Consider the following 26,824-nt stretch of genomic DNA (forward strand, 5'->3'; position numbering starts at 1 on the left):
CCAAAGCACCCCGCCCGCGAGACTCCGGCCCAGCGGGCTGGTTCTACGCGGCCTCCAGCGCCGTACGGCAGTCCCGCAGGAGCCGTTCGTCCTCGAGGACGTCGTGACTGCCGTGGCCTCCGGAACGGGCCCGGTGCCGCCGGGGCGAGGCCAGTTCCGTACGGACCAGGTCGTGGACGGGCACGCCCGCGCCACCCATCCGGACGAGGCACGCGGAAATGGTGCCCCGGGTGTACGGGTTCTGCCGCCAGGCGGCGCGGAACACCGGCAGGACGGGTGCGGGATCTCCGGCGATGTCCCACAGGGCGCACGCGGCGGCCGTCCGCTCCCACACCTCGGCGGAGTCCGTCAGGCGACGCAGTCCGGGGAGCGCGGGCGTGGCCGCGGCCCCCATGCGCCCGAGGGCCTCGGCCGCCGTCCGGGGACCGCCGCCGTCGCGCTCCGGGGCCAGCGCCCGGAGCAGCGGCGGCAGGACCGCCTCCGCGTCCCCCTCCACGGACCAGAGCGCGTCGGCCGCCACCGCCGCGCACCCGCCGGCCAGCAGCTCCCGCAGCGCCGGTACCGCCTCGTGCGCGGCTCCTCCGAACGCGCGGAGCGCCCTGGCCAGGGCCTTCACCAGGGCTTCCCGGAGCCGCAGTTCGCGCGGTGCGCCGTGCAGCAGCCGCAGTACCTCCGGCACCGCGGCGGCGTACCGCAGGGTGCCGAGCCCGGACAGCAGCGGCGCGGCCCGGCCGTACGTCTCCGGGGCGTCGAGGGGGACCTCGGCCAGCCGCTCCCGCAGCAACGGCGCCAGGGGAACCGCCGCGGGGCCCAGATACCCGGTCATGTATCCGGTTTCGTTCGGCACCAGCGGATGGCGCAGCACCTCCGCGAGTGCCGGTACCGCCCGTGCGTCCCCGGACCTGGCGAGGGCCTTCAGCGGGCGGTCCAGCGTCGCCGTGCCGCGATCGCGGGTGTCCGGGGCCGACGCCACCAGGTCGGCGAGCCGGTCGGCAGCCGGAGCCGCCAGAGTGAAGAGGAACTCCAGGACGGACACCGCGGCACCGCGCAACCGCTCCTCGTCCGAGGCGAGTTGCTCGCCGATCAACGCGACGGGCTCCTCGTACGCGGCACGCCATTCACGGAAGAGCCCCGCGGACATCCACACGGCGTTGCACCGGTCGGCCGTGTCCTGGCTGCTCAACTGCCCCTTGAGCAGGGCGATCCGGTCCGCGGTGCGGGCGCCCAGGGCCTTGTGCAGCGTACGGAGCAGTTGGGCGCCCTCCTCGTCCGCCGGGCGCATGCGGCGCAGACTGCCGATGAGGGTGTCGGACGACGTCCTGGTGGGTTCCGCGGACGGCCGGAACCGCCGCGACCTGGTGTGGAGAAGCGCGACGACCGTGGGCACGAGGTCGGCGGGCAGCCGGTCGGGGGCGCAGGAGGCGAGCTGTCCGAGCGCCGCGAGGCGCAGTCCCGGGTCGTGCGGGGCGGCGCACAGCGACACCAGGCGGTCCACCGCCGGGGCCGCCGAACCGGGGTGCAGCCGGGCGAACAGCCCGAGGCTCTCGACCAGTGCCGGCCTGACACCGTCGTCCGGTTCGTCCCGCAGCCGCTCCTCCAACAGGGCCAGTAAGCGCGGCGGTTCGCCGTGGAACCGTACGAGTGCCGACGGCACGGCGCGGCGAACCTCCGGGTCACCGTCCGAGACGAGGTCCAGGAAGACCCCGGAACCGGCCTGGACCGCCAGGCGCGCCATCCCGTGGTTGTCGTCCTCGGAGACCTCCGTGTCCCGGCAGGCTGCGGCGTCGTCCCCGTCTTCCCCGCGGTCCCCGGAGTCCCCGAGGTCGTCCCCGTCGCCGGATCCTCCGATGCTGGCGAGCAACTCCACGATGCCGCCCCGGTCGGGGAGTCCCGCCTGCCCGGCGAGCATGAAGAGGAAAGGCACGGAAGCCAGCGTCGAGTCGTACACATCGCCCTGGTGGTGCACAGCCCCGTACATACCGTCGAGCGCGGTCTCCCGCTCATGGGGGAGCGGCGAGGCGAGTCCCCGCAGCAGCTCCGGCACGTCCGCGGCGCTTCCGTAGGCATGCTCCATCGAGGCCCAGTCGACCTCGTCGATCCCCCTGAACACGGTGTCCTCCCCAGGAGTACGGCCATTGATCGTGAGTGTGCACCACGGCACTGACAGTGACGCTCGTGAGGCGTCCCGTCGATGGTGTCAACCCAGCCAACTACGGCGCGGACGGCCGTTTTACGACGGTCGGCCACGCCGATGCCCGCGAAACGGCCCGGAGGGGGAGGGGGCGGAGGGGAGAGCGGGAGGGGAGCACGAGGGAGGGAAGAGCGCGGGACGGGCCCGCCGGGCACCCTCCCGGGTGTCCGACGAGCCCGCCGGGCGACCGAACGCGTGCCCGCGACCGTCGCGTACCTCGTGTCTAGGGGCGTGGTGCGGGCGAGACGGGCTGAGCCGGCTCAGCCGGGGGCGCCGCCTGGGGCGGGACCGGGGGCCGCTGGTCCTGGTCCGCCGGACGCCGCGAGGGGAACCGGGGGAGGGCCGGAGGAGCCAGGAAGCCCTCCGCCCGGGCGGCCGCGATGCCGATCCGGGGAAGGTCCGCGCTCTTCTCGAAGAGGAGGTAGCGAGGTTCCCAGACGGGCCGGTACTTGGCGTTGGCCCGGTACAGGGATTCGAGCTGCCACCAGCGCGACAGGAACGTCAGCAGCGAGCACCACAGGCGCAGCACGGGGCCCGCGCCCAGCCGGGTGCCGCGTTCGAAGACGGACCGGAACATCGCGAAGTTCAGGGACACCCGCTCGACGCCGATCTCCTCGGCGCGCAGCAGCAGCTCGATGACCATGAACTCCATGAGCCCGTTCTCGGAGTTCCGGTCGCGGCGCATCAGGTCCAGCGAGAGTCCCCGCTCGCCCCACGGCACGAAGCTCAGTACGGCCCGGGGCTCCCCTTCGCTGTCATGGCACTCCAGCATCATGCACCGTCCGTCGGCCGGGTCCCCCAGCCGTCCGAGCGCCATGGAGAAACCCCGTTCGGTCTCACCGTCGCGCCACTGGTCCGCCTTGTCCGTCAGGGCGGCCATCTCGGTGTCGGGGATGTCCTCGTGCCGTCGTACCCGGACCGTGTAACCGGCGCGCCGTACGCGGTTGTGCGCCTGCCGGACGCCCCGCATGGCACGTCCCTCCAGGGTGAAGTCGGACCGGTCCACGATGGCCTCGTCGCCGAGCTCCAGGGCGTCCAGACCGTGCCGGGCGTAGACGGTCCCGGCCTCCTCGCTCGCGCCCATCACCGCGGGCGTCCACGCGTGGCGCCGGGCCTCGCGCAGCCACTCCTCGATGGCGCCGGGCCAGGCCTCCGGGTCGCCGATCGGGTCGCCGGAGGCGAGGGTCACGCCGCCTCCGACGCCGTACGCGATCGCCGCCTTGCCGCTCGGGGACCAGATGACCGCCTTGTCGCGGCGCAGCGCGAAGTAGCCGAGCGAGTCGCGTTCGCCGTGCCGGGCCAGCAGCGCGCGCAGCCGTGTCTCGTCCTCCTCGCCGAGGAGTTCGAGGCCGCGCGGGGAGCGGAAGCAGGCGTAGAGCACCAGCAGGAAGGTGGCGGCCATCAGGGCGTTGATCAGGATGTCCACCCAGCGGGGCGCGACGACGGTGTCGAAGCGGTCGGCGAGCGGGCCGACGCTGATCCCGCGCAGCAGGGTGTACGCGATGCGGTCGCTCAGCGGCGTTCCCGTCACGCGGTTGGTGGCGCTGACGAGCAGGGTGCCGAGGGTGGCGCTGACCAGCAGACCGCCGGCGCCGACGGCCAGCGCGAGCCGGGGATTCGAGCGGTCCCCGACGGCGTGGAACTCCTTGCGCCCCACCAGGAGCGCGGCGACGAAGAGAGCGGTGAGCAGGGCCGAGACCCAGTTGAAGACATGCCGTTGGTAGCGGTCCTGGGTCAGCGCCACGGTGTAGAGCGCGAGGAGCGGCCCGGCCAGCAGCAGGTTGAAGATCCACGCGGCCCGTTTGCGGCGCCGCATCACCAGCGCGAGGAACAGGGCCAGCGCCGCCGAGATCAGCCCGGCGGTGGCGAGATACGGGGTGAAGAACTCGCCCCCGTTGTGCTCGTGCACCTCTTCGCGGAACGGCAGCGAGATCACGGCGACGATGTTCAGCAGGGCGAGCAGTCGCAGGTACCAGACGGTGAGGGCGGCCGCGCGTGGCCGGATTCCGACGCCTGCTCGCCCGGCCCGAGCCACCCGGCGGGGGTTCGCGTTCCGCTGTTCCGGGATCAGCGATGACTGTTGTACGGACACCGTGGAACATCACCTTGGGGAGAGGCCGGGGAAAACCGGTGGGGACAGAGGCCGGAACACTACATCTTGTAAGGAAGAGTGAGGTTTTGCCAGACAAGGGCAGTGTGAAGAGGTAAGGAGGCGGTGAGAATGCGGGGTTGGCCGGCCCGCTTCCTGTCCGCCTGTCCATCCTGTCCGCGTCATGCGGACCGCCGGTCCGGTCGACGGCCGGGGGCGTGCCCGGATGAGTGCTGTCCGGAGTGTCGAGCGCCGTCGTGGACGCGGAACCGCGCCGACCGGAGGCGGCTCGGCCCTCGCGACGGCCGAGCCGGATTCTGTCAGGGGTGAGCCGGATTTCTCAACGGCGCACCGGATCCGTCAACGGCGCCCGGGGCTCGGCGGCGGCGCGGAGGATTCCTCGACAGCGCACCGGGTTCCTCAACGGCGGCCCGAGATCCCCCGGTCGCGCCCCGCACGGCCGAAATGTTCACCCGGACGGGGCTCCCCGCTGTCACCGAGGGGGCGGTCGCGTGTGGTCGCCCACCACAGGAGGTCACCCATCGCCGCGCCCGCGAAGACCAAGGCCGTGATCACCCCGGCCATGGTCAGTCCGTCGCCGAGGTGGGGGCGTCCGTGCAGGGCGTGCAGGTCGAACCCGCACAGGTGCCACACGCCCAGCGCGGCGATCCCGAGGCTCGGCACGAGCAGTGCCAGCACGGACGCCGGTCCGCGGGCCGTATGCCCGGCGTCACGTTCCTTCACGGGCTCCCCCTGACGTAAGACGCTCACCGCCGGGACCCTACGGTACGTAGGGTCATCCTGTCCCGGCAGTGCGCCAACCGTGTCCCGCCGTCTACCCCGGGGCGCGCCCGTCAAGCGGGACCGGTGACCGGGCCGGCCGTGATCCGGGCCGCTAGGGAGCGCTCGCGGCCCGGCACGCCTACACGGACCGGTGGTACTGCTCCGGTACGTGGACCTCGGCCCCGAGTTCGCGTGCCGCGAGCCGGGCGAAGGACGGGTTGCGCAGCAACTCGCGGCCCAGCAGTACCGCGTCGGCCTCCCCGTTGGCGATGATCTTCTCCGCCTGTCCGGCCTCGGTGATGAGGCCGACGGCGGCGACGGCCAGTGAGGTCTCCCTCTTCACCCGTGCGGCGAAGGGGACTTGGTAGCCCGGTCCGACGGGAATGTGTACGCCCGGGGCGTTCCCGCCCGTGGAGACGTCGAGCAGGTCCACGCCGTGCTCGTGCAGTTCGGCGGCGAAGCGGACGGTGTCGTCCGCGCTCCAGCCCGCGCCCTCCAGCCAGTCGGTCGCGGAGACGCGGAAGAAGAGCGGCTTGTCGTCCGGCCAGATCTCCCTTACGGCGTCGACGACTTCGAGGGCGAAGCGGGTGCGGTTCTCGTACGAGCCGCCGTACGCGTCGGTGCGGTGGTTGGAGTGCGGGGAGAGGAACTCGTTGATGAGGTAGCCATGGGCGCCGTGGATCTCGACGATCTCGAAGCCGGCGGCCAGGGCGCGGCGGGCCGCGTCCGCGAACTGGCCCACGATCTCCCGGATTCCGGCGACCGTGAGTTCGTCGGGAACCGGGTGTCCCTCCGCGAACGGGAGCGCGCTCGGGGCGAGCGCCCGCCAGCCGTACGCGTCCGGGCCGACGGGTGCGCCGCCCTTCCAGGGGCGGTCGGTCGAGGACTTGCGGCCGCCGTGCCCGAGTTGGACGGCCGGTACCGTGCCCTGCTCGGTGAGGAAGCGCGTGATGCGGCGGAACGCCTCGACCTGCGTGTCGTTCCAGATGCCGAGGTCGTACGGGGAGATCCGGCCCTCCGGCGAGACGGCGGTCGCCTCGACGATGACCAGTCCCGCTCCACCGGTGGCGCGGGCCGCGTAATGGGCGAAGTGCCAGTCGTGCGGTGCGCCTGTCAAGGGCCCCTCGGGTGCGGCCGAGTACTGGCACATCGGGGGCATCCACACCCGGTTGGGGATGGTGACTTCGCGCAGGACGCAGGGCTCGAAGAGCACGCTCACGGCCGACTCCATTCGTCGCGGGACCGCTGTACGGCTCGTACGATAGGCATCGTAGTACGGTGAGTGTCAAACTACGACAGGTCTCGTACAATGACGCCCGTCGGGTGAAGCCCCCGGACGAAGACGAAGACCCCAGGGTGACGACGAAGGCTCTGGGGCGAAGTGGAGCCGCCGTGACGACCGCCCCCACCGCCGCCGGTGGCCGTGACCTGCCGCACCCCGCGCGCGAGGAGATCCGACTGGAGGCGGTGCTGCACGCGTTGTCCGATCCGATGCGCCTCCGGATCGTGCGGGAGCTCGCCGCCGGCGGCCGTGAGCTCTCCTGCTCGGACTTCGTGCTGCCGGTCACCAAGTCCACGACGACGCACCACTTCCGGGTGCTCCGCGAGAGTGGGGTCGTCCGCCAGGTCTACCGGGGCACGGCGAAGTTGAACGGTCTGCGCACGGACGACCTCGACGCGTTGTTCCCCGGTCTCCTCGACCGCGTACTGGAGGCGGCCACCCGGCAGTCCGGACGCCCTGCGCCGTGACGGGGCGCGGCCGCCGAAAGTGACGCCGGCCCGCGGGCGAGGGGTGGAAAAAGAAAGCGGCAAAGGGGAACCGTCACCCCTTGCCACTCTCAACTTATAGCGCACCGGGGGGCTTGCGGCAAGGCCCGGGTCGTCCCGCAGAATCACTGGCCGAGGCCAGTACCTGCGGAAATGGGAGACCCACGAAGTGCGTGTGCTTTTGTCGATCAATGGGGCGTGCGGCGACGGCGTACCGGTGACGGGGACCGTGCCGACCTCGCGGGTACCCGGCGGCGCGGTGCGGGCGGACGCGCGGCGGGCCTTCGCGGGCGCGATCCCGGATCGGAGCCGGTGACATGAACCCCCTGACCACCCGGGCCTTCGAGCTTCCCGGCCGTCTTTCCGCCAAGGCCGACCCGGCGCTGATCGCCGGCGACGAGCGGCACTTCGCGGCCGTCGCGGCGAGCCTGGAGCAGACGATCGACGAGCTGTCCGACCGCCTCGACGCCGAGCGCAGGGCACCCGGCGGCATCGGCCGCGAGGCGATGGAGCGGGACCTGGAGATCCACCGGCTGACCGGCCGGCTGCGCGCCCTGCGCCGCTTCGGGCTCGACCTGTGCCTCGGGCACATCGTCCCGGCCGACAGCCCCGAGCCCGTGTACATCGGGCGCCTCGGCCTCACCGACCGTGAGGGCCGCCGACTGCTGACCGACTGGCGCTCTCCCGCGGCCGAGCCGTTCTTCGCCGCGACCCACGCCAACCCGATGGGCCTGGCGAGCCGCCGCCGGTACCGCTGGACCCGCGGCCGGATCAGCGACTACTGGGACGAGGTGTTCACCGCCGACGGGCTCGAACGGCACGCCGCACTCGACGACCAGTCCGCCTTCATCGCCAGTCTGGGCGGCAACCGGTCGGCGCGGATGCGGGACGTGCTCGCCACCATCCAGGCCGACCAGGACGCCGTCATCCGGGCCGGATCCCGCGGTGCCCTGGTCGTCGACGGCGGTCCGGGCACGGGCAAGACGGTCGTCGCCCTGCACCGCTCCGCCTACCTGCTCCACTCCGACCCCCGCCTCGGCCGACGGCGGGGCGGGGTGCTGTTCGTCGGCCCGCACCAGCCCTATCTGGCCTACGTCGCCGATGTCCTGCCCAGCCTCGGAGAGGAGGGCGTGCAGACCTGCACCCTGCGGGACCTCGTCGCCGAGGGACCGCGAGCGGCCGTCGAGACCGACCCGGAGGCGGCCCGCCTGAAGTCGTCCGCGGACATGGTGCGGGCGATCGAGAAGGCCGTCAGGTTCTACGAGGAGCCGCCCACCCGGCCGCTGACCGTGACGACCCCCTGGGCCGAGGTCCGGCTCGGTGCCGACGACTGGGCCGAGGCGTTCGAAGCGGCGGGCCACGGGACGCCGCACAACGAGGCGCGCGAGCTGATCCGGGAGGAACTGCTCACGATCCTGCTGGACCGGCACGAGGACGACGTGCCGCCCGACCTCTTCCGGCGGGCGATGCTGCACGACCCGGAACTGACGGAAACCCTGGATCGCGCGTGGCCGCTGCTCGAACCGGCCGACCTCGTCGCAGACCTGTGGTCGGTACCCGCCTACCTGCGGATGTGCGCCCCCTGGCTCGGCCCCGACGACGTACGGAGGCTGCAGCGCAAGAACGCCCCCCAGGCCTGGACGGTCTCCGACCTGCCGCTCCTGGACGCCGCACGGCAGCGGCTCGGCGACCCGGAGACGGCCCGGCGCAAGCGCCGGCACGAGGCCGTTCTCGCCGCGCAGCGCGAGAGCATGGCGCAGGTCGTCGGCAATCTGATCGACGCCGCGGCCGACTCCGGCGCCGACGGTGACGACGGCGAAGGCCTGGTGAGGATGCTGCGCGGCGAGGACGCCGAGGTCAGCCTGGTCGACGAGTCCGAACTGCCCACCGTGGAACCGGACCTGCTCGCCGGTCCGTTCGCGCACATCGTCGTGGACGAGGCCCAGGAACTGACCGACGCGGAGTGGCAGATGCTGCTGCTGCGCTGCCCGTCCCGGAGTTTCACCATCGTCGGGGACCGCGCCCAGGCCAGGCACGGTTTCGCCGAGTCCTGGCGGGAACGGCTCGGGCGGGTCGGGTTCGACCGGATCGACGTGGCCTCCCTGACCATCAACTACCGGACGCCCGAAGAGGTCATGGCGGAGGCGGAGTCGGTCATCCGGGCCGCGCTCCCGGACGCCAATGTGCCGACTTCCGTCCGCAGCGGAGGAGTTCCCGTCGTCCACGGGTCCGTCGCGGATCTGGACTCGGTCGTCGACAACTGGCTCGTCGCGCACGCCGAGGGGATCGCCTGTGTCATCGGCGAACCCACGTTCCGGGCGACCTCCCGTGTCCGTTCGCTGACCCCTGAGCTGTCGAAGGGGCTCGAATTCGATCTGGTCGTCCTCGTCGACCCGGAGGAGTTCGGCGAGGGGGTGGAAGGCGCGGTCGACCGGTATGTCGCGATGACCCGGGCGACCCGGCAACTCGTCGTCCTCACGAGTTCCTGACGCCCCATCGACGAGTACCGCGGCGAGGCCGGTCGGCGCTTCCCTTTCCGTGGCTGTCCGCGGGCCTACGCGTCGGCCGGAGCGGCTTCGGGCGCGGGAGCGGTTTCCTTTGAACCCGCGCTGCCGGGAAGGTGGTTGAAGAGCAGGTTCAGTACGATCGCCGTCAGGCAGCCCGCGCTGATCCCGCTGTTCATCACCGTCTGGAACCAGTCCGGGAACTTCTCGTAGACCGTGGGCACTCCGACCGGCAGCATGCCGATCGCGACCGAGACGGCCACCACCGTCAGGTTGTGGTTGCCTCTGAAGTCCACCTCGGCGAGGGTGCGCAGGCCGCTCGCGGCGACCGTTCCGAACATCACCAGGCCCGCGCCGCCGAGCACCGGCGCGGGTACGGCCGCGACCACGGCACCCAGCTTGGGCAGCAGACCGAGCACGACGAGAATGCCGCCCGCGGCGGCGACCACCCAGCGGCTGCGCACCCGGGTCATACCGACAAGGCCCACGTTCTGCGCGAACGCCGTGTACGGGAAGGTGTTGAAGACGCCGCCGAGGACCGTGGACAGGCCGTCGGCGCGCAGACCGTCCGCGAGGGTCCGCGGCTCGATCGGCCGGCCGGTCATCTCGCCGACGGCGATGAAGTCGCCCGTCGTCTCGGTCATCGTCACCAGGGCCACGACCAGCATCGACACGATCGCGGACGCGTGGAACGACGGTGCCCCGAAGTGGAACGGGGTGCTGATCCCGGCCCAGTCGGCGTCCCCGACCCCGCCGAAGTCCGTGAATCCGAACGGCACCGCGACCGCGAGACCCACCGCGATGCCGACGAGGACCGCGATCCGGCCGAGGAAGGCCGGTGCGAAGCGCTGGACGCCCAGCACCACGGCCAGGACGAAACCGGCGAGCGCCAGGTTCTTCGGCTCGCCGAAGTCCTCGGAACCGGCGCCCCCGGCGGCCCAGTTGCCCGCCACCGGCAGCAGCGAGACACCGATGATCAGGATGACCGTGCCCGTGACCAGCGGCGGGAAGAAGCGCAGCAGCTTTCCGAAGACCGGCGCGAGAAGGACGATCGCGAGGCCCGCGACGATCACCGACCCGTAGATCGCGGGCAGTCCGCCGCCCGTCGTGCCGATGAGCACCATGGGGGAGACGGCGGCGAAGGTGCAGCCCTGCATGATCGGCAGCCGCACCCCGAAGCGCCAGAAGCCCACGCACTGGATCAGCGTCGCGATCCCGCACACGAGCAGATCCGCGGTGATCAGATAGGCGAGGTCGGCGGGCGACAGCTTCATCGCGCCGCCCACGATCAGCGGAACCGCCACCGCGCCCGCGTACATCGCGAGCACGTGCTGGAGTCCGAAGGCGGCCAGTTGACGCACGGGTGGAACCTCGTCGACGGGATGCACGGGAGCGGTGGTTGCCATGGGCACTCCAGAAGCTGCGGGGAGGTGAGGGGTCCGTACGACACGAGCACGCCCGGACAGCACGAGACCGTAGGGGGCTTGAACAGTTTGTTGATTTCCAGCCTGTTGCCGGTATGTGTCATGTCCACGGAACCGTGGGGGACTCCGGTGTGACCCCGCGGGCCGCGCCGGACGACTGCCCACGCCAGGGCCCCGCCGGTCCTCGTCAGGACCGCGTCAGCGGCCGCGTGAGGGCCGCATCAGGGTCTCCGGCCGCTGGCGGGGACGCGGGGTCAGATCTCGGCCGACCTCGCGGCCGTCCACAGCGCGTCCCAGTCGGGCAGTTTGACCACGCCACGGCCCAGCCTCGCGCCGAGTTCCGCCTCGGCCCGCTCGATCGCCTGCCACCCGGCCCACTCGACCGGCCGCACCCCCTCGGCGCGCAGGGCCGCGAGCGGATCCTCGGCGAGCTCCCGCCGTTCGAGCGCGGGGGCGTCCTCCAGCAGGGAGAGCACCGTCTCCTTGGCGCACGGACGGTTGGTCCCGATGACCCCGGTCGGGCCGCGCTTGATCCAGCCCGCCACGTACTCGCCGGGCGAGACCACACCGGCCCGCAGGATCCGCCCCGCCCGTTGCGGCACCGTGCCACGGCCGGGATCGAACGGCAGCCCGTCCAGCGGCATCCCGCGGTACCCCACCGAACGCAGCACCAACTGGGCCTCGATCTCCTCGAATCGGCCCGTTCCCGTCACCCCGCCCGCTCCGTCCGGAACCGTCCGCTCGAAACGCACCGCGCCCACCCGCCCGCCGTCGGCGAGGAGTTCGACGGGCCGCAGGAAGAAGCGCGGGCGGATGAGACGGGGACGCCCCAGCGGCGCGGAGGCCGCCCAACCCCGCAGCACCTCCACGTTGCGGCGCTGCGCGGCGGGCAGCCCCGACGGATCGAGGTAGGCCGGATCGAGCGCCAACTCCGCCTCGTCCACACTGATGCCGGCCTCCGGCAGGGAGCCCAGTTCACGCAGCTCCTTGGTGGTGAAGCGGGCCTGCGACGGTCCGCGCCGCCCGACCATGCTGATCTCGGTGACCTCACTCCCGGCCAGCGCGCCGAGCGCGGCCTGCGGCATGTCGGTGGGTCTGAGCTCGGGCGCGCCACGGGCCAGGATCCGGGTCACGTCGACGGCGACGTTCCCGATGCCGATGACCACGGCCGATCGCGCGCCGGCCACGAACCCGTCGGCCACGCAGTCGGGGTGCGCGCTGTACCAGGACACGAACTCGGTCGCCGACCAACTGCCCGGAAGGTCCTCGCCGGGCACCCCCAGATGCCGGTCGGTGGCGGCGCCGACGCAGTACACGACCGCGTGGTACAGCTCCCGCAGCCGCTCCACCGGCACTCCGCCCGGTCCCACCTCGACCCCGCCGAGGAAGCGCACCCGCTCGTCCTCCAGGACGGTCCGCAGGTTGTTCTGGAGCGACTTGATCTTCTCGTGGTCGGGTGCCACGCCGTAGCGCACCAGGCCGTACGGGCAGGGCAGCCGGTCCAGGACGTCGACCCGGACATCGGGCGGGCCGGTGCGCTGGACAAGCCCCTGTGCGCTGTAGACCCCACTGGGCCCCGAGCCGACGACGGCGATACGCAGCACTGCGGAACTCCTTACCCGAGGGATCAGGAAGATCGCTGACAGGACATCGCTGGTGCTTCCAGGATCGCACCGCCGGTGCTCCGCTGACAGGGTGCGACACCGGGTGAGTACGCGCGTGTCCGTTCGTATGGAATGTGATGATGCGGTTACGTTCCGTTTGTGCTGGACGCATCGTTTCTCAATCTGTCCGACCGCTTCCGCGTGGACGGCACGGTGACCGTGCGGCCGGCCTGGGAGGTCCGGGAGCCCGGGGCGGCCGCCATGTCCTGGTTCGACGTCCGGCTGGCTTTCACGGACGGGGCCCGGGTCGACCTGCTCGCCGTGCTGTCGGCCGGGAGCCTGTCGATCGAGGACGTACGGGCCGAGCCGCCCCTCTCCCTGGACGACCTCGCGGCGGTCGCCGAGTGGATCGAGGAGCCCCTGTCCGAGGCGTGCGGGAGCGCCCTCGGGCCCGGCCGCGGTCAGGACGGTGAGGGCCGGGCGCGGCGTGCCCGGCCCGCCTGGCCGCGCGGTGCCGAGGGGCGTCTGCTGGTCGCGGAGGTGTACCGGGCGGCGCAGGGGGCGGGCGCGGACCCGGTGCTCGCGGTCATGGGCGCCACCGGCCACAGCCGTCGCGAGGCCCTGCGGCTGATCGCCGGGGCGCGTGACGCCGGGTTCCTGGCGCCACGTCACGTCCGCCGCTGAAACGGCGGGCGTACCTGCGGGTCCAGGACGACGTGAGCCTCGCGTCCCGGCACTCGGCGGCCTTCGAGGACGTCACGGTCCAGGCCCGGTACCAAGGGGGCGTCTCCGTCCGCGACTTCACCGGCTCGGCCGCCCCCGAGGGGATCGCCCACGTCGAGCGCGGCGCACGGATCCGGCGGAACGGGTCCACCCGCGCGAGCCCAACGTCCGGCCCGGCCGGACTACTTCGACCGACCGTCCTCCGGCTCCGGGCCGGTCGCGAAGAAGCGCGACAGATCCGTCTCGCGGGCCCCGCCGGACGCCTCGGCGTCCGGCGGCACGCCCATCTCCCAGTCCAGCCGGTAACGCTTGAACAGTTCGGCCCGCAGCACCGGGACCTGCATCGGCACCCCCGGCACCAGCGCCGCGTACACGGCGCCCATGAGCAGTGCGCGCAGCATCGGGTAGTCGGACGTGACCTGTTGCGATCCGTAGCGTGCGATGGTCTCCCCGAGCAGTTCCGAGAGCCGCACCTGCTCGGGGCACTGGACGAATCCCTCGGCCTGGAGCAGTCCGGCCATGTGCTGCCGCATGAGCACCGGCTGGTCCTGGGTGAGGCCGAGGACCGCGTCGATGGCCCGCGCCATCCGTTCCCTGCCGTCCTCGCTGCGCGGCTCGCGTTCGAGCGCTTCCTCCAGCGTGCGGTGCATCAGCCGGTGCACCGCGGACTGCAGGAGCTGTCGCTTGCCGGGAAAGTAGTACGACACCAGGCCGCGCGCCGATCCCGCGCGATCCGCGATGTCCCCGAGCGTCGTGGCGTCGTAACCGCGCTCGCTCACCAGCTCCACCGAGGCCTGCAGCAACCGTTCCCGGGAACGCCGCCGCAACTCTTCATTGACCGAGGCGCTTCGCGGGGACATGCTGTAACTCCTGCGTTGACTGGCTGCCAGCCAACTATACTCAACGCGTCCGGGCCAGACCCTTCGCGGGTCGGGTGCGGGCTGCCGCCGACCTGGGGCGACGCGGGGGATCGCCTCAGGTCGGACGCGCGGTAGCCGGCACCGGGGGAGTGCCGTCCGTCGGTGTCTCTTCCCGGCCCTCACGAGCCCGCGTTCCGCGACACCGGCACGTCCGTTCCGTCCCGATGACTTGACCATCGCGGGGCCGCGAATCACTGAAAAGACATCCTTTCCGCGCCGAGACGCGGTGAACGCGGTGAACGCGGTGAACTCCGGGATCACGGGGATGCGCGGATCCAGGACGCACGGATGCGGGACGAGTGCGCCGGCGTGTCAGTCCGTCAGGTCCAGCAGTGGCCGCAGACGGTCCGGGCGGTCGGCCACCGGCAGATGGTCCACGAAGAACACCGCGCATCCCAGGGCCGCCGCACCGCCGTCCGCCGCGCGGTCGTCGCCGACCATCAGGGTGTCCTGCGGAGCGACGCCGAGGTCGGCACAGGCGATCGCGAAGAGCCGCGGATCGGGCTTCTGGATGCCGTGCTCGTACGACAGGACGTACGTTCCGACATACGGGTCGAGGCCGTGCTCGCGGAAGACCGGCCGCAGGTCCCAGCCGATGTTGCTGACCACCCCGACGGCGAGGCCCCGCCGGCGCAGCGCGCCGAGCACCTCTGCGGCGTCGGGATAGGGCCTCCAGGCCGCGGGTGTCATATGGCGGTCGTAGAGCGCGTCGTGCAGACCCGGATCGGGCAGCGACACCTGCCGGGAGACGCCGGTGAACGCCGCCCTGTGCTGCTCGGCACTTCGGTCGCGGCCCTCCCACAGGGCGGCCAGACGCGCCGGCACCGGCACCGTCGGCCGGGCGCCGCCCGGGAGGGCGCCCACCGCGTCCAGGGCCCGCGCCTTCTCGGCCAACTCCGCCTCAGGGAGCGTGTGACCGGCCTCCGCGAGCACCGAGCGCAGCCATGATGCGGTGGACTCGGCACGGAAGAGGGTCCCGGAGAAGTCGAAGAGCACAGCCTTGACGGTCATGAGGGAGATCCTTCGTGGCGGTCCCGTGCCGGTCAAGACGCCGCTGCCTGCCGCCGCCGCTGTTGGCGAGGGGCCCGGGCGGGTGGCGCGAGGCCGACAGCCCTTAGCCCAGGGCCCGCAGCCCCGGCACGAACGCCACGAGGACCGGTACCACCGGCACCAACGCGGCCGCCGCGGTCAGTTGGAGCCGGCGGCCGGTCGTGAGCCGGTCCCGGGGAGTGAGAAGCCGGTCGACGCGCCGCGGGACGTGCGCGTCCGGGGTGGGGCACGGTCCGAACACGCCCCGGTCCTCGTTGAGTTCGACGAGCGCGAGAGCGATCGTGAGCCGGCCGAAGCGGCGCGACGCCACGTCGTCGGCGGCGAGTTCGACCAGCCGGTGCATCTCGTCGCGGAACGCGGCGAACACCGGTACTTGCGGAAAACCGTTGGCCAGGGCCCCCGAGCAGTGCAGCAGCCAGTCGTGCCTGGCCCGGGCGTGCCCCTGTTCGTGGGCGAGTACGGCGTCCAGCCGACGCCCCTTGAGGCGGCGCAACGCCCCTGTGGTGATGACCAGTTGAGGAGCGGCGCCGGGCAGCCACCAGGCGTCGGGGCGCTCCCCCTCCAGGACGACGAGGCGATCGGCTTCGGGCTTCTCGCCGGGCAACAGCGGTGCGCGCACGAGGAGTTCGGCCCGGTTCTGCCGGCGGCGCAGCCGGGCCCGGACGATCTCGCGTGCCAGCATCGCCGCGGTCCAGGCGCCTCCGCACGCGAGCGTCACCGCCGTGGCGGCGGCCCAGGGGCTTCCCGCGCTCAGTGCGTACGCGTCCACGACCGACGCGGGCGCGCCGTCGAAGACATGGCCGCGCACGGCCACCCAGGCGGCGGAGGCGCTGAGCGTCATCGACAGGACGCAGCACAGCAGGACGGCCGCGACCACGCATTGCCACACCCACAGGGCGACCACCGGCTCCCGGTCCGGCCAGTCCGCCCGGGCGAGCAGTCGCGGAGCGACCACGGAGGCCAGGGCGCCGAGCAGCAACAGTGCCGCGGGGACCATCATGGCCGAAGCCTATGAGCGGGGCGCCACCGCTGGATACGGGCAGCGACCCCAAGTGACGTACGCCACGGTTTCGTGCGCGTCCGGGTTCCCCTCCGGTGGCCTCGGCTCCGGAGGGTGACCGGATGCCGGGTCGGCCGGGTCCCGAGGAGCCCTCGGCGTCAAGTCCCGCCGGGAGCGGGGCGGTCAGAGCGCGACCAGCATCGCCAGCATCGCGATCCCCATCGACAGGCGGCAGGCCCGGGAGAGTTCGGGGCGGTCGCCCCAGCCGACGGCGCGCCGGGTCGGTCCCGACGCGACGGCCAGGGGCAGGAGGCGGACGCCCGAGCGCAGTACGTAGCCGGTGAAGTAGAGGAGGAGAACTCCGGTGACGACGGGGACTCCTGTCCCCCCGTGGACGTGGTGGGCCGGGGACGCGGCCATCACGGCCGCCATGTAGACCATCGCGGAGGTCCCCATCAGATGGTGCAGGTGGTGCGGGCTGGTGCGGGCGCTCCAGAGGGTGCGCAGCGCGGTGACGCCGAAGACGACCGCGCAGGCGAGCCAGGCCCAGTGCGGCGGAGTCACCACGGCCCCCGGTACGGCCATCGCGGCCATGCCGAACCCCATGAGTGCCTCGCCCCCAGCGGTGCGGCGCTGTTCCTCGACCGGGCTGCGCATCCGCAGCAGGCAGTAGGCCCCGGTCGCCGCGCACAGCGCGACGAGCAGCCAGCCGGGTGAAGCCGGTCCGTGCACCGCGTACCTCCCCGCTCGACGATGTCGGACACGCGATGCGGGACGCGCGATGCCGGGCGGTGGTGCCGGGCAGCGGTGCCGGACATCGGACAGTCGGTCAGGGCATGCCCCGGGTGACCGGTGCGCATACGAGCGCAAGGGTGTACATGGGGGAGCGTGCGGGAGTGCACCGCAGGTGGGAGCGCCGCCCCGGAAATGATTTACAAGTAAAACACCTGCTAAGGTTATGGCCATGAGCAGTGCGACCCCTCCCGGCCCCTCACGCGCCCGCCGGCTTCCGCTGGCCGGTGTGCTGCGCCTCGGCAGACCCTCCGACATCTGGTTCAAGCCCGCGCTGAGCGTCGTCGTCGCGGTCGCCCCGCCGAATCTGACGCTGCTGGCCATCGGCCGGCTGGATCTGGCGATGTACACCATGGCCGGGTCGCTCTGCGCGCTCTACGCCCACAGCCGTCCGTACGCCGCACGGGCCCGCGCCCTGGCCTGGGTGGTGGCGGGAATGCTCGGCGGACTGGGCGTCGCGCTCGTCACGGCCTCGCTCACCACGAACGCCGTCCTGCTGGTCACCGTCGGCGCGCTGCTCGCCGCCGCGCAGAAGACCCTGTGCGACGCCACGCGCATCGGCCCGCCGGGGCCCGTGGTCCTCTCCTTCATCTCCTCGGCCTCCCTGTTCGTGCCGCAGACTCTCGGCCAGGTGCCGGGTCACCTCGCGCTGGGCGCGGCGGCCGGAGCCTGGGCCTGGATCGTCGGCATGGCCCCCGGGCTCGTACGCCCGCACGGCCCTGAGCGGCGTGCCACCGCGTACGCGCTGAACACGGCGGCGGTGTCCGTCGGGGCGCCGTACGACACCCGTGCCCGCGCCGCCGCGGCGGCCGCCGTGCACGCGGCCTGGCAGTCGCTGCTGTCCGCCGGCGCCCGCTCCGGGCCCCGGCGTGCCCTCGAACGACTCGTCGTACGGGCCGAGGTCGCGCTCGCCGCGCCCGCCGCCACGGAGCCCGAGCGGTTGCGCCGCTGGGCCCGCGAACTCTCAGGCGCCGGACCCGTCCCGCGCCCCGACGGCCTCGGGGACGCCGCCGACGAACTCCTCGGTGTCGAGGCCGCGCTCCCCTTCGGGCCGCGGCCGCTGCTCGGCCGCCTCGCCCCGCTCGCCCCCATCGTCCTGCGCACCGCGCTCGGCTGCGCCCTCGCCGGGTACGTCTCGCTCGCGCTCGGCGTCGGCCGCCCCTACTGGGCGCTGGTCACCGCCGCCTCCCTCTACCAGGCCAACGTCACGCTGACCTGGAGCCGGGGTGTCCAGCGGGTGGTCGGCAACCTCGTCGGCGTGCTGGCGTTCGCCGTCCTCGCCCCGCTCGCCCACGTCGGCCAGGCGGTCCTCGTCCTGTGCTGCCTGGCCCTGAACTTCGGCGCCGAGGCACTGATCGGCCGCAACTACTGGCTCGGCAGCGTCTGTGTGACCCCCATGGCCCTGCTGATCACCGAGTTCGCGCACGCCCAGCAGCCCGGCCGACTGATCACGGACCGGGTCCTGGACACCCTCGTGGGCGCGCTGGTCGGCTTCGTCGCCGCCGTCGCCGTGACCGACCGACGGGCCGGCGACCGTATCGAGGAGGCGCTCTCCACGGTGGTGCGTGCCCGGGAACACGCCACCGGGCTGCTCGCCGAGGAGCACCCGGAATCCGGCGCCCTGGAGTCCGCCCGCCGCGGCCTGTCCGCCGCCGTGGTGGACCTGCGCTCCGTCACGGACGCCGCGTCCGGCGAATGGTGGCGGCGCGCCCTGCCGGAGGAGCGGGTGATGCGGGCGGAGCAGGCCGGACACCGTACGCTCGCGGCGACGGTACGACGCCAGGGACTGCACTGCCGGGAGGGCGCACAGGCATGACGACAGCGGACGGGCGCGGAGCGGCGGACGGCGACGCGATCCCGGGCGGCGGCCCGGTGCCGGGCGGAGGAGGTCCCGTCTCCGGCCATGACCCGACGCCGGGAGGCGGTCCGGCCTCGCACGGTGACCCGTCGCCGGGTCGGCCGGTGCCCGTCGACACCGTGGCGGGTGTCGTGCGCCAGTGGGGAACCGTACTGCCGGATCTCGACACCGGGCCCATGGAGGTCATCGGGCGGGTCAACCGCTGTGCCGCGCTCCTTCAGCAGGCCGAGGACGCGCCCCTACGCCGGGCCGGACTCACCCGCCCCGAGTTCGACGTGCTCGGGACGCTGCGCCGCACCGGGCACGAGCTGACCCCCAGTGAGATCGCCCGCGAGACCTTCTCCTCCGGCGCCGCCGTCACCAAGCGGCTCAAGCAGCTCACCGAGCGCGGTCTGGTCGAACGGCGCGGTGACCCCCGTGACCGCCGGGTCGCGCACGTCCGGCTGACCGACGCGGGACGCGCCCTGGTCGACGGAGTCCTCCCCGATCAGCTCGCCTACGAGACCGGTGTCCTGTCCGGGATCGACCCGGAACGCCAGCGTGAACTGGCGGGACTCCTGGGCGAGTTGCTCGGGCAGTTGGAAGGCAGGCTGAGACTGCCGCGTGCCTGACGCCGTCCTGGCGGTGGTTCCGGCGGCGGTCCCGGCGGATCAGGTCTTCTCGCCCTCCGAGTAGATCCCGAAGGCCGCGCCCTGCCGGTCCCGCGCGACCGCCAGGCGTCGGCCGTTGGGCTGCGAGACGGGCTCCATCAGCAGGTGGCCGTCCGCGATGAGGACCGCGTTCGCCGTGGCGTCCACGTCCTCGACGGCGAAGTAGGGCAGCCAGTGCGAGGGCACCTCGTGCGCGAAGTTCTCGTCCATCGTGATCATGCCGCCGAAGTCGGCGCCGTCGATGCCCCACTGCGGGTAGTAGTCCGAGGGCCGCACGCTCCAGCCGAACACCGTCGTGTAGAACTCGGTCACCCGGTCCGGGGCCCGGGTCAGGAGCTCCACCCAGCCGAGCGCGCCCGGCGCGTTGAACAGGCCCGCACCGGAGAAGGCCCGCGCCTGCCACATCTGGAAGGCGGCACCGCCGGGGTCGAAGGCGACCGCGAAACGGCCCACGTCGAGCACGTCCATCGGGGCGAGCACGATGGTTCCGCCGGCGGCCGCCACGGCAGCCGCGGTCGCGTCCACGTCGAGCACGGCGAACGACACGTTCCAGGCGACCGGCTGGGACTCCTGGTAGACCGGGGAGATCCCCGCGACGGCCAGGTCCCCGAGGTGCGCGACCGTGTATCCGCCCGCTTCCTGACGCGGGTCCGTCTCCGCACGCCAGCCGAACAGATCGGCGTAGAAGGCCTTGGCACCCTCCAGATCGTCGGTGCCGAGCTCCGTCCAGCAGGGTCCGCCGGTCACCGGCCTGTCGAGCTTCATGAGGTTCCTTCCGCAGCGAGCCCCTTCAGCACGCTAAGCCCGCCGCGGAACACCGGCCATCCGGGCGCCGCCCGCTGCGTCAGGGCCGGTACCGCAGTGGATGATCGGCCGGGATCTCGACCACCACGATCTCCGTTCCGTCCGGGTCCGCGATCCACATCTCGATCAGCCCCCAGGGCTCCCGCACCGGCCCGCGCACCACCTCGACACCGGCGGCCGACAGCTCCTCGTGGGCAGCCGCCACGTCCGCGACCTGGAGCCACAGTTTCAGCGCGGGGGAGGGCGTTGTCGCGGACCGGCCGGCGACCTCCAGGAATCCGCCGCCGAGGAAGTACACGGTCCCGCGCTCGGGCCCCGTACCGAACTCGCGGTAGACGGGGAGGCCGAGCTGCCCGCCGTAGAAGGCGCGCGAGCGCTCCGGGTCGGCCGGGCGCAGCAGGGTCCGGCTGCTCAGTACATGCACCATGCACCCGGAGCCTAGAGGAGGGATACGCTCTGGCGTGCCCAGCCGCGCCACCGATCGGAGAACAGCCCCCATGGAAACCGCCGCCGCCACCGGACTGACGTTCCGCGAAGCCACCGACAGCGATGTGGACGCTCTGGTCGCCCTGATCGACTCGGCGTACCGAGGGGACTCCAGCCGCGTCGGCTGGACCACGGAGGCGGACATCCTCGCGGGACAGCGGACCGACGCCGAGGCGGTACGCGCCGTCGTCGAGGCGCCCGACAGCCGGCTGCTGACCGTCGAGCGGGACGGCACGATCGTCGCCTGCTGCCAGTTGGAGCACCGCGGCGACCACGCCTACTTCGGCATGTTCGCGGTCAGTCCGGCGCTCCAGGGCGGCGGACTCGGCAAGGTGATCATCGCCGAGGCGGAGCGGACGGTCCGCGAGGCGTGGGGCGCCACGGAGATGCACATGACCGTGATCTCCGTACGCGAGGACCTCATCGCCTGGTACGAGCGGCGCGGCTACCGCCGTACGGGGCGGATGACACCCTTCCCGTACGGCGACGAGCGCTTCGGTATCCCGCAGCGCGACGACCTGCGCTTCGAACTGCTGGTCAAGCCGCTGGCCTGAGCGCGTCGCCCGGTGCCGTGGCCCGGGTGCCCGCGGCGGACGCCACCCGGGCTCGCGTCCGTGACCGTCGCGCGAACCGGGCGCCCGCGGAGGCGGCGCCGGGGTCCTGGACCACGGACACCGACGGGCCGCTCGGACCGGTCCCGGCCGATTCGCCCGTCGGTGTCGCCGCGCGCCTCGCAGGGCTACGCCGTGAAGCGGCCCGTGCGCTTGATCTCGGGGTAGTCGGTCGTGGCGCCGTCCAGTTCCAGGGCGCGCACCAGCCGGAGCTGGTCCTGGGTGTTCACCACCCAGCCGATGATCCGCAGGTCGGCCTTGCGGGCCCGTTCGACGACCTCCAGGGTCAGCCTGCGGATGTTGAGGCAGACGGTCGCGGCGCCGACCTCCACGGCACGGTCCACGACATCGGTGCCGTAGCGGCTGGCGATCAGCGCGGTACGGACACCCGGGACCAGCCGGGCGACCTCGGCGATCGCCTCGTCGTGGAACGACGACACCTCGACCCGCCCGAGCAGGTCGTGCCGGTGCATCACCTCGGCCAGTGCCCTGGCCGCCGCGACATCCTTGATCTCGGCCTGCAACGGCGTCCTGACGGCCTCCAGGACCTCCTCGAAGACGGGAACGCGCTCCCCGCGCCCCGCGTCCAGCGTGCGCAGCTCCGCGAGCGTCTTCTCGGCGATCGGCCCCGAGCCGTCGGTCGTACGGTCCACTTCGGCGTCGTGCATGACGACGAGGGCGCCGTCCTTGCTCAGATGCAGATCGAGTTCGATCAGGTCGAGGCCCGCGTTCTGGGCGGCGATGAAGGAACGGACGGTGTTCTCGGGTTCGACACCCATCACTCCGCGGTGACCGATGGTGAGGAAGTTCAAGATTCGACTCGCTTCCGTCGACGGCGGCTCGGCTCGCGCGTGGTTCCGACGGGGGCGTCCACGCGGCAAGGCCGCAGCCTAATGGCCTGGCTGTGCTATGTACCCGTTCCTACGCGGTGCAATGGGAGTGTCGGGCGTACACGCCCTGATGGGAGTGTCGGACGGAGATCCGCGCCGCGGTCATGGCCCTTGCCTCTTCGGGATCCGCTCGGTAGTCATGTCCCTGCCGTGTGAGGTGATCCGTCCAGCCGGCCCCCTCGTCCGTCGGGGGAGCCCGCCCCGGAAGAGGTGCCGCGATGCCGACCCGACCCACCCCCGACGTCCTCGCCTTCGTCGACGCCGTCAAGTCCCACTTCCCCGACATCGGGGGCACCGTGACCGATGCGGCGGAGGCCCGCCGCATCCTGGCGGCCGCGCCCGCGTGGCCCTTCGAGCCGCCGGCGGTCGGGTCGGTCGAGGACCGGTCGGTACCCGGCCCCGAGGGGGCGCCGGACATACCCGTACGTGTCTATCTGCCGGCCTCGGCTTCCGGCACCGGGCCGGCCGTGTCCGAGGCGGTCGGCTCCGGACCCGCCGTGTCCGCGCGCCCCACGGTGGTCTTCTTCCACGGTGGCGGCTGGGTCATCGGAGGCCTGGACACGCACGACTCGATCGCGCGGGCCCTGTGCAGGGACGCGGACGCGGCCGTCGTCTCGGTCGACTACCGGCTCGCCCCGGAGGCGCGCTTCCCCGCGGCCGTCGAGGACGCGTACGCGGCGCTGTGCTGGGCCGCCGGGCACCTCGGTGAACTGGGCGCGGACGAGGGCGCGTTGGTCGTCGCCGGCGACAGCGCGGGCGGCAACCTCGCGGCCGTCTCCGCGATCATCGCCCGTGACCGGGGCGGCCCGGAGATCGCGCTCCAGGTGCTCGTCTACCCGGCGACGGACGCGCGGTCGCGGCGCCGCGCGGGCTCGTTCGACGGCCCCGGGTACTTCCTCACGGCGACGCAGGGCCGCTGGTTCGCCGAGCAGTACTTCGGTCCCGGCGGCGACCGCGCCCATCCCTGGGCCTCTCCCATGGTGGCCGACCCGCACGGTCTGCCGCCCGCCCACGTCGTGACGGCGGGCTTCGATCCCCTCTGTGACGAGGGCCACGCGTACGCCGCACGGCTCAGGGAAGGCGGAGTACCGGTCACGGAGAACCACTACTCCGGCATGTTCCACGGGTTCTTCGGCTTCCCCGAACTCCTCGCGGATGCCCGCGCAGCCCAGCAGGCTGTGGCGCATGTCATCGCATCGACGGTGTCCGGCAGGAAAAAGAGCGGTGAAGGCGGGGGGTGCGCAGGATAATCTCCCGAGATCCCACTTGCGGAAAGGAACCTCGGATACATACGGTGTCCATACGCGAGGTTTTCCTGTGGAGGATGGGACATGACGGAAGTTCTTGTGCAGGTGGGTACGGAGGAGCGGGTTCCTCCCGTGGCCAGGGTGGTGGAGCACCCGGCATGGCCTGTGCTCAAGGATGCCGTCGAGGAGATCCGGCCCTGGCAGTCCAAGGACGGCTCCATCGACTTCGAGGCGGACGGCGCCCCCGACGCCTCCGACGTCGACCTGGCGGTGCGCCGGGTCATAGACGCGGTCGAGCGGCTCTCCCCGCTGCTGCCCCACGACGCCGCGTACCACGAGGCCCTCGTGAAGGACCTGCGCCGCTGGGCCGACGGCGGCTTCCAGGTGCCCGACTTCCTGGACGCGCTGCTGGCCTTCCAGCCCGCCGCGAACCGCGAGGACGGCCTCCAGCACCTGGTCGTCTTCCCGATGTACACGCAGAACGGCAACCTGGACCGCAACTTCGAAGCGGTCGTGCTGCGCATGGTGTGGCCCGAATGGCTGTCCGAACTGGAGCGCACCCGGTACGACAACCCGCTCTTCTGCGGCATCACGTTCGAGGACTTCACCGCGGGCTACGACACCAACTCGGCCGTTCTCTTCCCGGAGACGATCGCGGTGCGCGAGGCGCCCGAGCGCTTCTCCTGGGGCGGCATCTTCTGTGACCGCGAAGCCGCGCGCTTCCGTGCCGTCACCGACGCCGCCGTGGACACCCTGGGCCTCGAACTGCCCGAGGACATCGCCGCCATGGTCGACGACCAGGAGCGCTGCGAGAAGGCCTTCGTGCTCTGGGACATGGTCCACGACCGTACCCACAGCCACGGCGACCTGCCGTTCGACCCCTTCATGATCAAGCAGCGCCAGCCGTTCTGGATGTACGGCCTGGAGGAGCTGCGCTGCGACCTCACCGCCTTCAAGGAGGCCGTGAAGCTGGAGTCCGAGGGCAACGCGCACGGCCGCGACGTGCAGTACGCCGTGCTCTTCGACCGGATGTTCCGCTTCCCCCTCACCGGCGACCGCGTCCGCAACTACGACGGCCTCGGCGGCCAGCTCCTCTTCGCGTACCTGCACAAGCACGACGTCGTCCGCTGGACCGACAACAAGCTGCACATCGACTGGCAGCGCGCCCCGCAGGTCACCAACCAGCTCTGCTCCGAGATCGAGGAGCTCTACCGGGCCGGTATCGACCGCCCCAAGCTCGTCCACTGGTTCAAGGCCTACGAGCTGGTCGCCACCTACCTCGCCCCGCACCCGGGCTCCCGCTGGGCCAAGGGTCCCGACGCCCTCGACCTGTCCCAGCCGCCCCGCAAGCTCGTCGACGACGTGCTTCCGGACGAGTTTCCCCTGAGCATGTTCTATGAGGCGCTCTCCAAAAAGCTGAAGAACGTGATCGCCTCCACCAAGGGCATCACCGCGGCCGGCTCCGAGCGGGTCGCCGCGTGACCGACCGCGGTAGCGAGAACATTGCTCAGGAGGCGAAGACCATGGGGAACGGGGCTCTCAGCGGTGCGGTGATCGCGGTGGCGGGTGCGGGTGGACCCGCCGGCCGGGCGGCACTGCTCGCACTCGCCGAGGCGGGCGCGACCGTCATCGGCGCGGACAACGACCCGGAGCGGCTGGCGGAGGCCGTGGACGCGGCCCGCTACGCGCACGGCGGCTCCACCGTCGTCGGCGACACCGTCGACCTGCTCGACCTGCAGTCGACCCGCGACTGGGCGACGCGCATCCAGAAGGACTTCGGCCGCGTGGACGGACTCGTCCACCTCGTCGGCGGCTGGCGCGGCAGCGAGACCTTCACCAAGACGGTCCTCGACGACTGGGACCTGCTCGAACTGCTGCTCATCCGCACCGTGCAGCACACCACGCTCGCCTTCCACGAGGCGCTGCAGAGCAGCGACCGCGGCCGGTACGTCCTGATCAGCGCCGCCGGTGCGAGCAATCCCACCGCGGGCAACGCCGCCTACTCCGCGGCCAAGGCCGCGGCCGAGGCGTGGACGCTGGCCATGGCGGACTACTTCCGCAAGGCCGGTGTCGCCGAGGGCGCGGACGGCCCGACCTCCGCGGCTGCCATCCTGGTGGTGAAGGCGTTGGTGCACGACGCGATGCGCGCCGAGCGACCGAACGCGAAGTTCGCGGGCTTCACGGACGTCAAGGAACTCGCCGAGTCCATCGTCGGCGTCTGGGACCGGCCCGCCGGTGAAGTGAACGGAAAGCGTCTGTGGCTGACCGAGAAGCCGTGAATCCTGCGAAGACCGACGCCCGGCGTCATCACGACCCGGCCGTCCGCGGTTTCGCCAGCGACAACTACGCGGGGGCCCACCCCGAGGTGCTCGCCGCCCTGGCCCTGGCCAACGGCGGGCACCAGGTCGCGTACGGCGAGGACGACTACACGGACAACCTCCAGGGGATCGTCCGCAGCCACTTCGGTGCCGGCGCGGAGGCCTTCCCGGTCTTCAACGGCACCGGCGCGAACGTGGTCGCCCTCCAGGCGGTCACCGACCGCTGGGGCGCGGTGATCTGCGCGGAGAGCGCGCACATCAACGTCGACGAGGGCGGCGCCCCCGAGCGGATGGGCGGCCTCAAGCTGCTCACGGTGCCCACACCCGACGGCAAGCTCACACCCGAGCTGATCGACCGGCAGGCGTACGGCTGGGACGACGAGCACCGTGCGATGCCGCAGGTCGTCTCGATCACCCAGAGCACCGAACTGGGCACGCTCTACACGCCCGGCGAGATCCGTGCGATCTGCGACCACGCCCACGCGCACGGCATGAAGGTGCACCTGGACGGGTCCCGGATATCCAACGCGGCCGCCTCGCTGGACGTCCCGATGCGGACGTTCACCAACGCGGTCGGCGTCGACATCCTGTCGCTGGGCGGCACGAAGAACGGCGCGCTGTTCGGCGAGGCCGTCGTCGTCCTGAACCGGGACGCCGTCAGCCACATGAAGCATCTGCGGAAGCTGTCGATGCAGCTCGCCTCCAAGATGCGCTTCGTCTCGGTGCAGTTGGAGGCGCTGCTCGCCAAGGACCTGTGGCTGCGCAACGCCCGGCACGCCAACGAGATGGCGCAGCGACTGGCCGAGGGCGTCCGCGCCGTGCACGGAGTGGAGATCCTCTACCCGGTCCAGGCGAACGCGGTCTTCGCCCGGCTCCCGCACGACGTGAGCGAGCGGCTGCAGAAGCGCTACCGCTTCTACTTCTGGGACGAGACCGCGGGTGACGTCCGCTGGATGTGCGCCTTCGACACGACCGAGGACGACGTCGACGGGTTCGTGGCCGCGCTCAAGGAGGAGATGGCCCAGCGCTAGCGGGGACGCTCCGGCCGTTCCCCGGGTGGGCGTGTCCGCCCCCTCGCGGACCGCGCAGCAATGCATAGATATGCGGTCGCCT

The 26,824-nt window shown here is 72.2% G+C and carries 23 protein-coding genes; 10 read left to right on the forward strand and 13 right to left on the reverse strand.

Annotated features, from left to right (window positions below; genetic code table 11):
* Nucleotides 1-43: 43 nt before the first annotated feature.
* The 4 genes from OHT01_RS34610 to OHT01_RS34625 form a co-directional block, all read right to left on the reverse strand.
* Nucleotides 44-2,110 carry a HEAT repeat domain-containing protein gene (locus OHT01_RS34610; RefSeq protein ID WP_328557046.1) on the reverse strand — a complete coding sequence of 689 codons (2,067 nt, stop codon included), beginning with the start codon at nt 2,108-2,110 and terminating at the stop codon, nt 44-46.
* A gap of 304 nt (nt 2,111-2,414) precedes the next feature.
* Nucleotides 2,415-4,283: a phosphatidylglycerol lysyltransferase domain-containing protein gene (locus tag OHT01_RS34615; RefSeq protein ID WP_443043481.1), complete on the reverse strand. Its 1,869-nt coding sequence runs from the start codon at nt 4,281-4,283 to the stop codon at nt 2,415-2,417.
* A 417-nt stretch (nt 4,284-4,700) separates the two neighbouring features.
* Nucleotides 4,701-5,051 carry a hypothetical protein gene (locus OHT01_RS34620; protein ID WP_328557047.1) on the reverse strand — a complete coding sequence of 117 codons (351 nt, stop codon included), beginning with the start codon at nt 5,049-5,051 and terminating at the stop codon, nt 4,701-4,703.
* Between the two features lie 151 nt (nt 5,052-5,202).
* Complete coding sequence (locus OHT01_RS34625; protein WP_328557048.1) at nt 5,203-6,282, reverse strand: NADH:flavin oxidoreductase/NADH oxidase; 1,080 nt, start codon at nt 6,280-6,282, stop codon at nt 5,203-5,205.
* A 173-nt stretch (nt 6,283-6,455) separates the two neighbouring features.
* Between OHT01_RS34625 and OHT01_RS34630 the strand changes: the two genes are divergently transcribed.
* Nucleotides 6,456-6,812 carry an ArsR/SmtB family transcription factor gene (locus OHT01_RS34630; protein WP_328557049.1) on the forward strand — a complete coding sequence of 119 codons (357 nt, stop codon included), beginning with the start codon at nt 6,456-6,458 and terminating at the stop codon, nt 6,810-6,812.
* A gap of 335 nt (nt 6,813-7,147) precedes the next feature.
* Nucleotides 7,148-9,319, forward strand: coding sequence for an RNA polymerase recycling motor ATPase HelR (helR, locus tag OHT01_RS34635; protein WP_328557050.1), 2,172 nt, complete (start codon nt 7,148-7,150; stop codon nt 9,317-9,319).
* A 65-nt stretch (nt 9,320-9,384) separates the two neighbouring features.
* Here the strand turns inward: helR and OHT01_RS34640 are convergent, their stop codons facing one another.
* Together OHT01_RS34640 and OHT01_RS34645 are read right to left on the reverse strand one after the other, a co-directional pair.
* Nucleotides 9,385-10,740, reverse strand: coding sequence for a nucleobase:cation symporter-2 family protein (locus OHT01_RS34640; RefSeq protein ID WP_328557051.1), 1,356 nt, complete (start codon nt 10,738-10,740; stop codon nt 9,385-9,387).
* A 272-nt stretch (nt 10,741-11,012) separates the two neighbouring features.
* Entirely contained in the window at nt 11,013-12,362 is a 1,350-nt protein-coding gene (locus tag OHT01_RS34645; protein ID WP_328557052.1) for an FAD-dependent oxidoreductase, read from the reverse strand.
* A gap of 213 nt (nt 12,363-12,575) precedes the next feature.
* Here OHT01_RS34645 and OHT01_RS34650 point away from each other — a divergent pair, with 213 nt between their 5' ends.
* Nucleotides 12,576-13,046 (forward strand): DUF6214 family protein, encoded by a 471-nt coding sequence (locus tag OHT01_RS34650; protein ID WP_328558367.1) that lies wholly within the window; start codon nt 12,576-12,578, stop codon nt 13,044-13,046.
* Nucleotides 13,047-13,267: 221 nt separating this feature from the next.
* Here the strand turns inward: OHT01_RS34650 and OHT01_RS34655 are convergent, their stop codons facing one another.
* The 4 genes from OHT01_RS34655 to OHT01_RS34670 form a co-directional block, all read right to left on the reverse strand.
* Complete coding sequence (locus tag OHT01_RS34655; protein ID WP_328557053.1) at nt 13,268-13,945, reverse strand: TetR/AcrR family transcriptional regulator; 678 nt, start codon at nt 13,943-13,945, stop codon at nt 13,268-13,270.
* Between the two features lie 372 nt (nt 13,946-14,317).
* The gene (locus tag OHT01_RS34660; RefSeq protein WP_328557054.1) at nt 14,318-15,016 is read right to left on the reverse strand and encodes an HAD family hydrolase; all 699 of its coding nucleotides are present in this window, start codon (nt 15,014-15,016) and stop codon (nt 14,318-14,320) included.
* 103 nt (nt 15,017-15,119) lie between these two features.
* The gene (locus OHT01_RS34665) at nt 15,120-16,055 is read right to left on the reverse strand and encodes a M56 family metallopeptidase (protein WP_328557055.1); all 936 of its coding nucleotides are present in this window, start codon (nt 16,053-16,055) and stop codon (nt 15,120-15,122) included.
* A gap of 183 nt (nt 16,056-16,238) precedes the next feature.
* Nucleotides 16,239-16,787, reverse strand: a complete 549-nt coding sequence (locus OHT01_RS34670) for a DUF5134 domain-containing protein (protein ID WP_328557056.1) — start codon at nt 16,785-16,787, stop codon at nt 16,239-16,241.
* Nucleotides 16,788-17,019: 232 nt separating this feature from the next.
* On the opposite strand from OHT01_RS34670, the gene OHT01_RS34675 reads away from it, so the two are divergent.
* Entirely contained in the window at nt 17,020-18,663 is a 1,644-nt protein-coding gene (locus OHT01_RS34675) for an FUSC family protein (RefSeq protein WP_328557057.1), read from the forward strand.
* Nucleotides 18,660-19,316 (forward strand): MarR family winged helix-turn-helix transcriptional regulator, encoded by a 657-nt coding sequence (locus OHT01_RS34680; RefSeq protein WP_328557058.1) that lies wholly within the window; start codon nt 18,660-18,662, stop codon nt 19,314-19,316. The genes OHT01_RS34675 and OHT01_RS34680 overlap by 4 nt, the downstream gene beginning before the upstream one ends.
* Before the next feature lie 39 nt (nt 19,317-19,355).
* Here OHT01_RS34680 and OHT01_RS34685 read toward each other — a convergent pair whose 3' ends face one another.
* Together OHT01_RS34685 and OHT01_RS34690 are read right to left on the reverse strand one after the other, a co-directional pair.
* Nucleotides 19,356-20,120, reverse strand: a complete 765-nt coding sequence (locus OHT01_RS34685) for a VOC family protein (protein WP_328557059.1) — start codon at nt 20,118-20,120, stop codon at nt 19,356-19,358.
* A 79-nt stretch (nt 20,121-20,199) separates the two neighbouring features.
* Nucleotides 20,200-20,586, reverse strand: a complete 387-nt coding sequence (locus tag OHT01_RS34690; RefSeq protein WP_328557060.1) for a VOC family protein — start codon at nt 20,584-20,586, stop codon at nt 20,200-20,202.
* A 70-nt stretch (nt 20,587-20,656) separates the two neighbouring features.
* Between OHT01_RS34690 and OHT01_RS34695 the strand changes: the two genes are divergently transcribed.
* Nucleotides 20,657-21,199: a GNAT family N-acetyltransferase gene (locus OHT01_RS34695; RefSeq protein ID WP_328557061.1), complete on the forward strand. Its 543-nt coding sequence runs from the start codon at nt 20,657-20,659 to the stop codon at nt 21,197-21,199.
* A gap of 185 nt (nt 21,200-21,384) precedes the next feature.
* Here OHT01_RS34695 and OHT01_RS34700 read toward each other — a convergent pair whose 3' ends face one another.
* On the reverse strand, nt 21,385-22,068 hold the full coding sequence (locus tag OHT01_RS34700) for a glycerophosphodiester phosphodiesterase (protein WP_328557062.1): 684 nt from the start codon (nt 22,066-22,068) through the stop codon (nt 21,385-21,387).
* A gap of 296 nt (nt 22,069-22,364) precedes the next feature.
* Between OHT01_RS34700 and OHT01_RS34705 the strand changes: the two genes are divergently transcribed.
* The 4 genes from OHT01_RS34705 (at nt 22,365) to OHT01_RS34720 (ending at nt 26,742) form a co-directional block, all read left to right on the forward strand.
* The gene (locus OHT01_RS34705; protein ID WP_328557063.1) at nt 22,365-23,396 is read left to right on the forward strand and encodes an alpha/beta hydrolase; all 1,032 of its coding nucleotides are present in this window, start codon (nt 22,365-22,367) and stop codon (nt 23,394-23,396) included.
* A gap of 81 nt (nt 23,397-23,477) precedes the next feature.
* Nucleotides 23,478-24,875: a DUF6421 family protein gene (locus OHT01_RS34710; protein ID WP_328557064.1), complete on the forward strand. Its 1,398-nt coding sequence runs from the start codon at nt 23,478-23,480 to the stop codon at nt 24,873-24,875.
* Between the two features lie 41 nt (nt 24,876-24,916).
* On the forward strand, nt 24,917-25,672 hold the full coding sequence (locus OHT01_RS34715; RefSeq protein ID WP_328557065.1) for an SDR family NAD(P)-dependent oxidoreductase: 756 nt from the start codon (nt 24,917-24,919) through the stop codon (nt 25,670-25,672).
* Nucleotides 25,669-26,742, forward strand: a complete 1,074-nt coding sequence (locus OHT01_RS34720) for a threonine aldolase family protein (protein WP_328557066.1) — start codon at nt 25,669-25,671, stop codon at nt 26,740-26,742. The genes OHT01_RS34715 and OHT01_RS34720 overlap by 4 nt, the downstream gene beginning before the upstream one ends.
* Nucleotides 26,743-26,824 lie beyond the last annotated feature (82 nt).

The sequence above is a fragment of the Streptomyces sp. NBC_00358 genome (assembly GCF_036099295.1).
Taxonomy (GTDB): domain Bacteria; phylum Actinomycetota; class Actinomycetes; order Streptomycetales; family Streptomycetaceae; genus Streptomyces.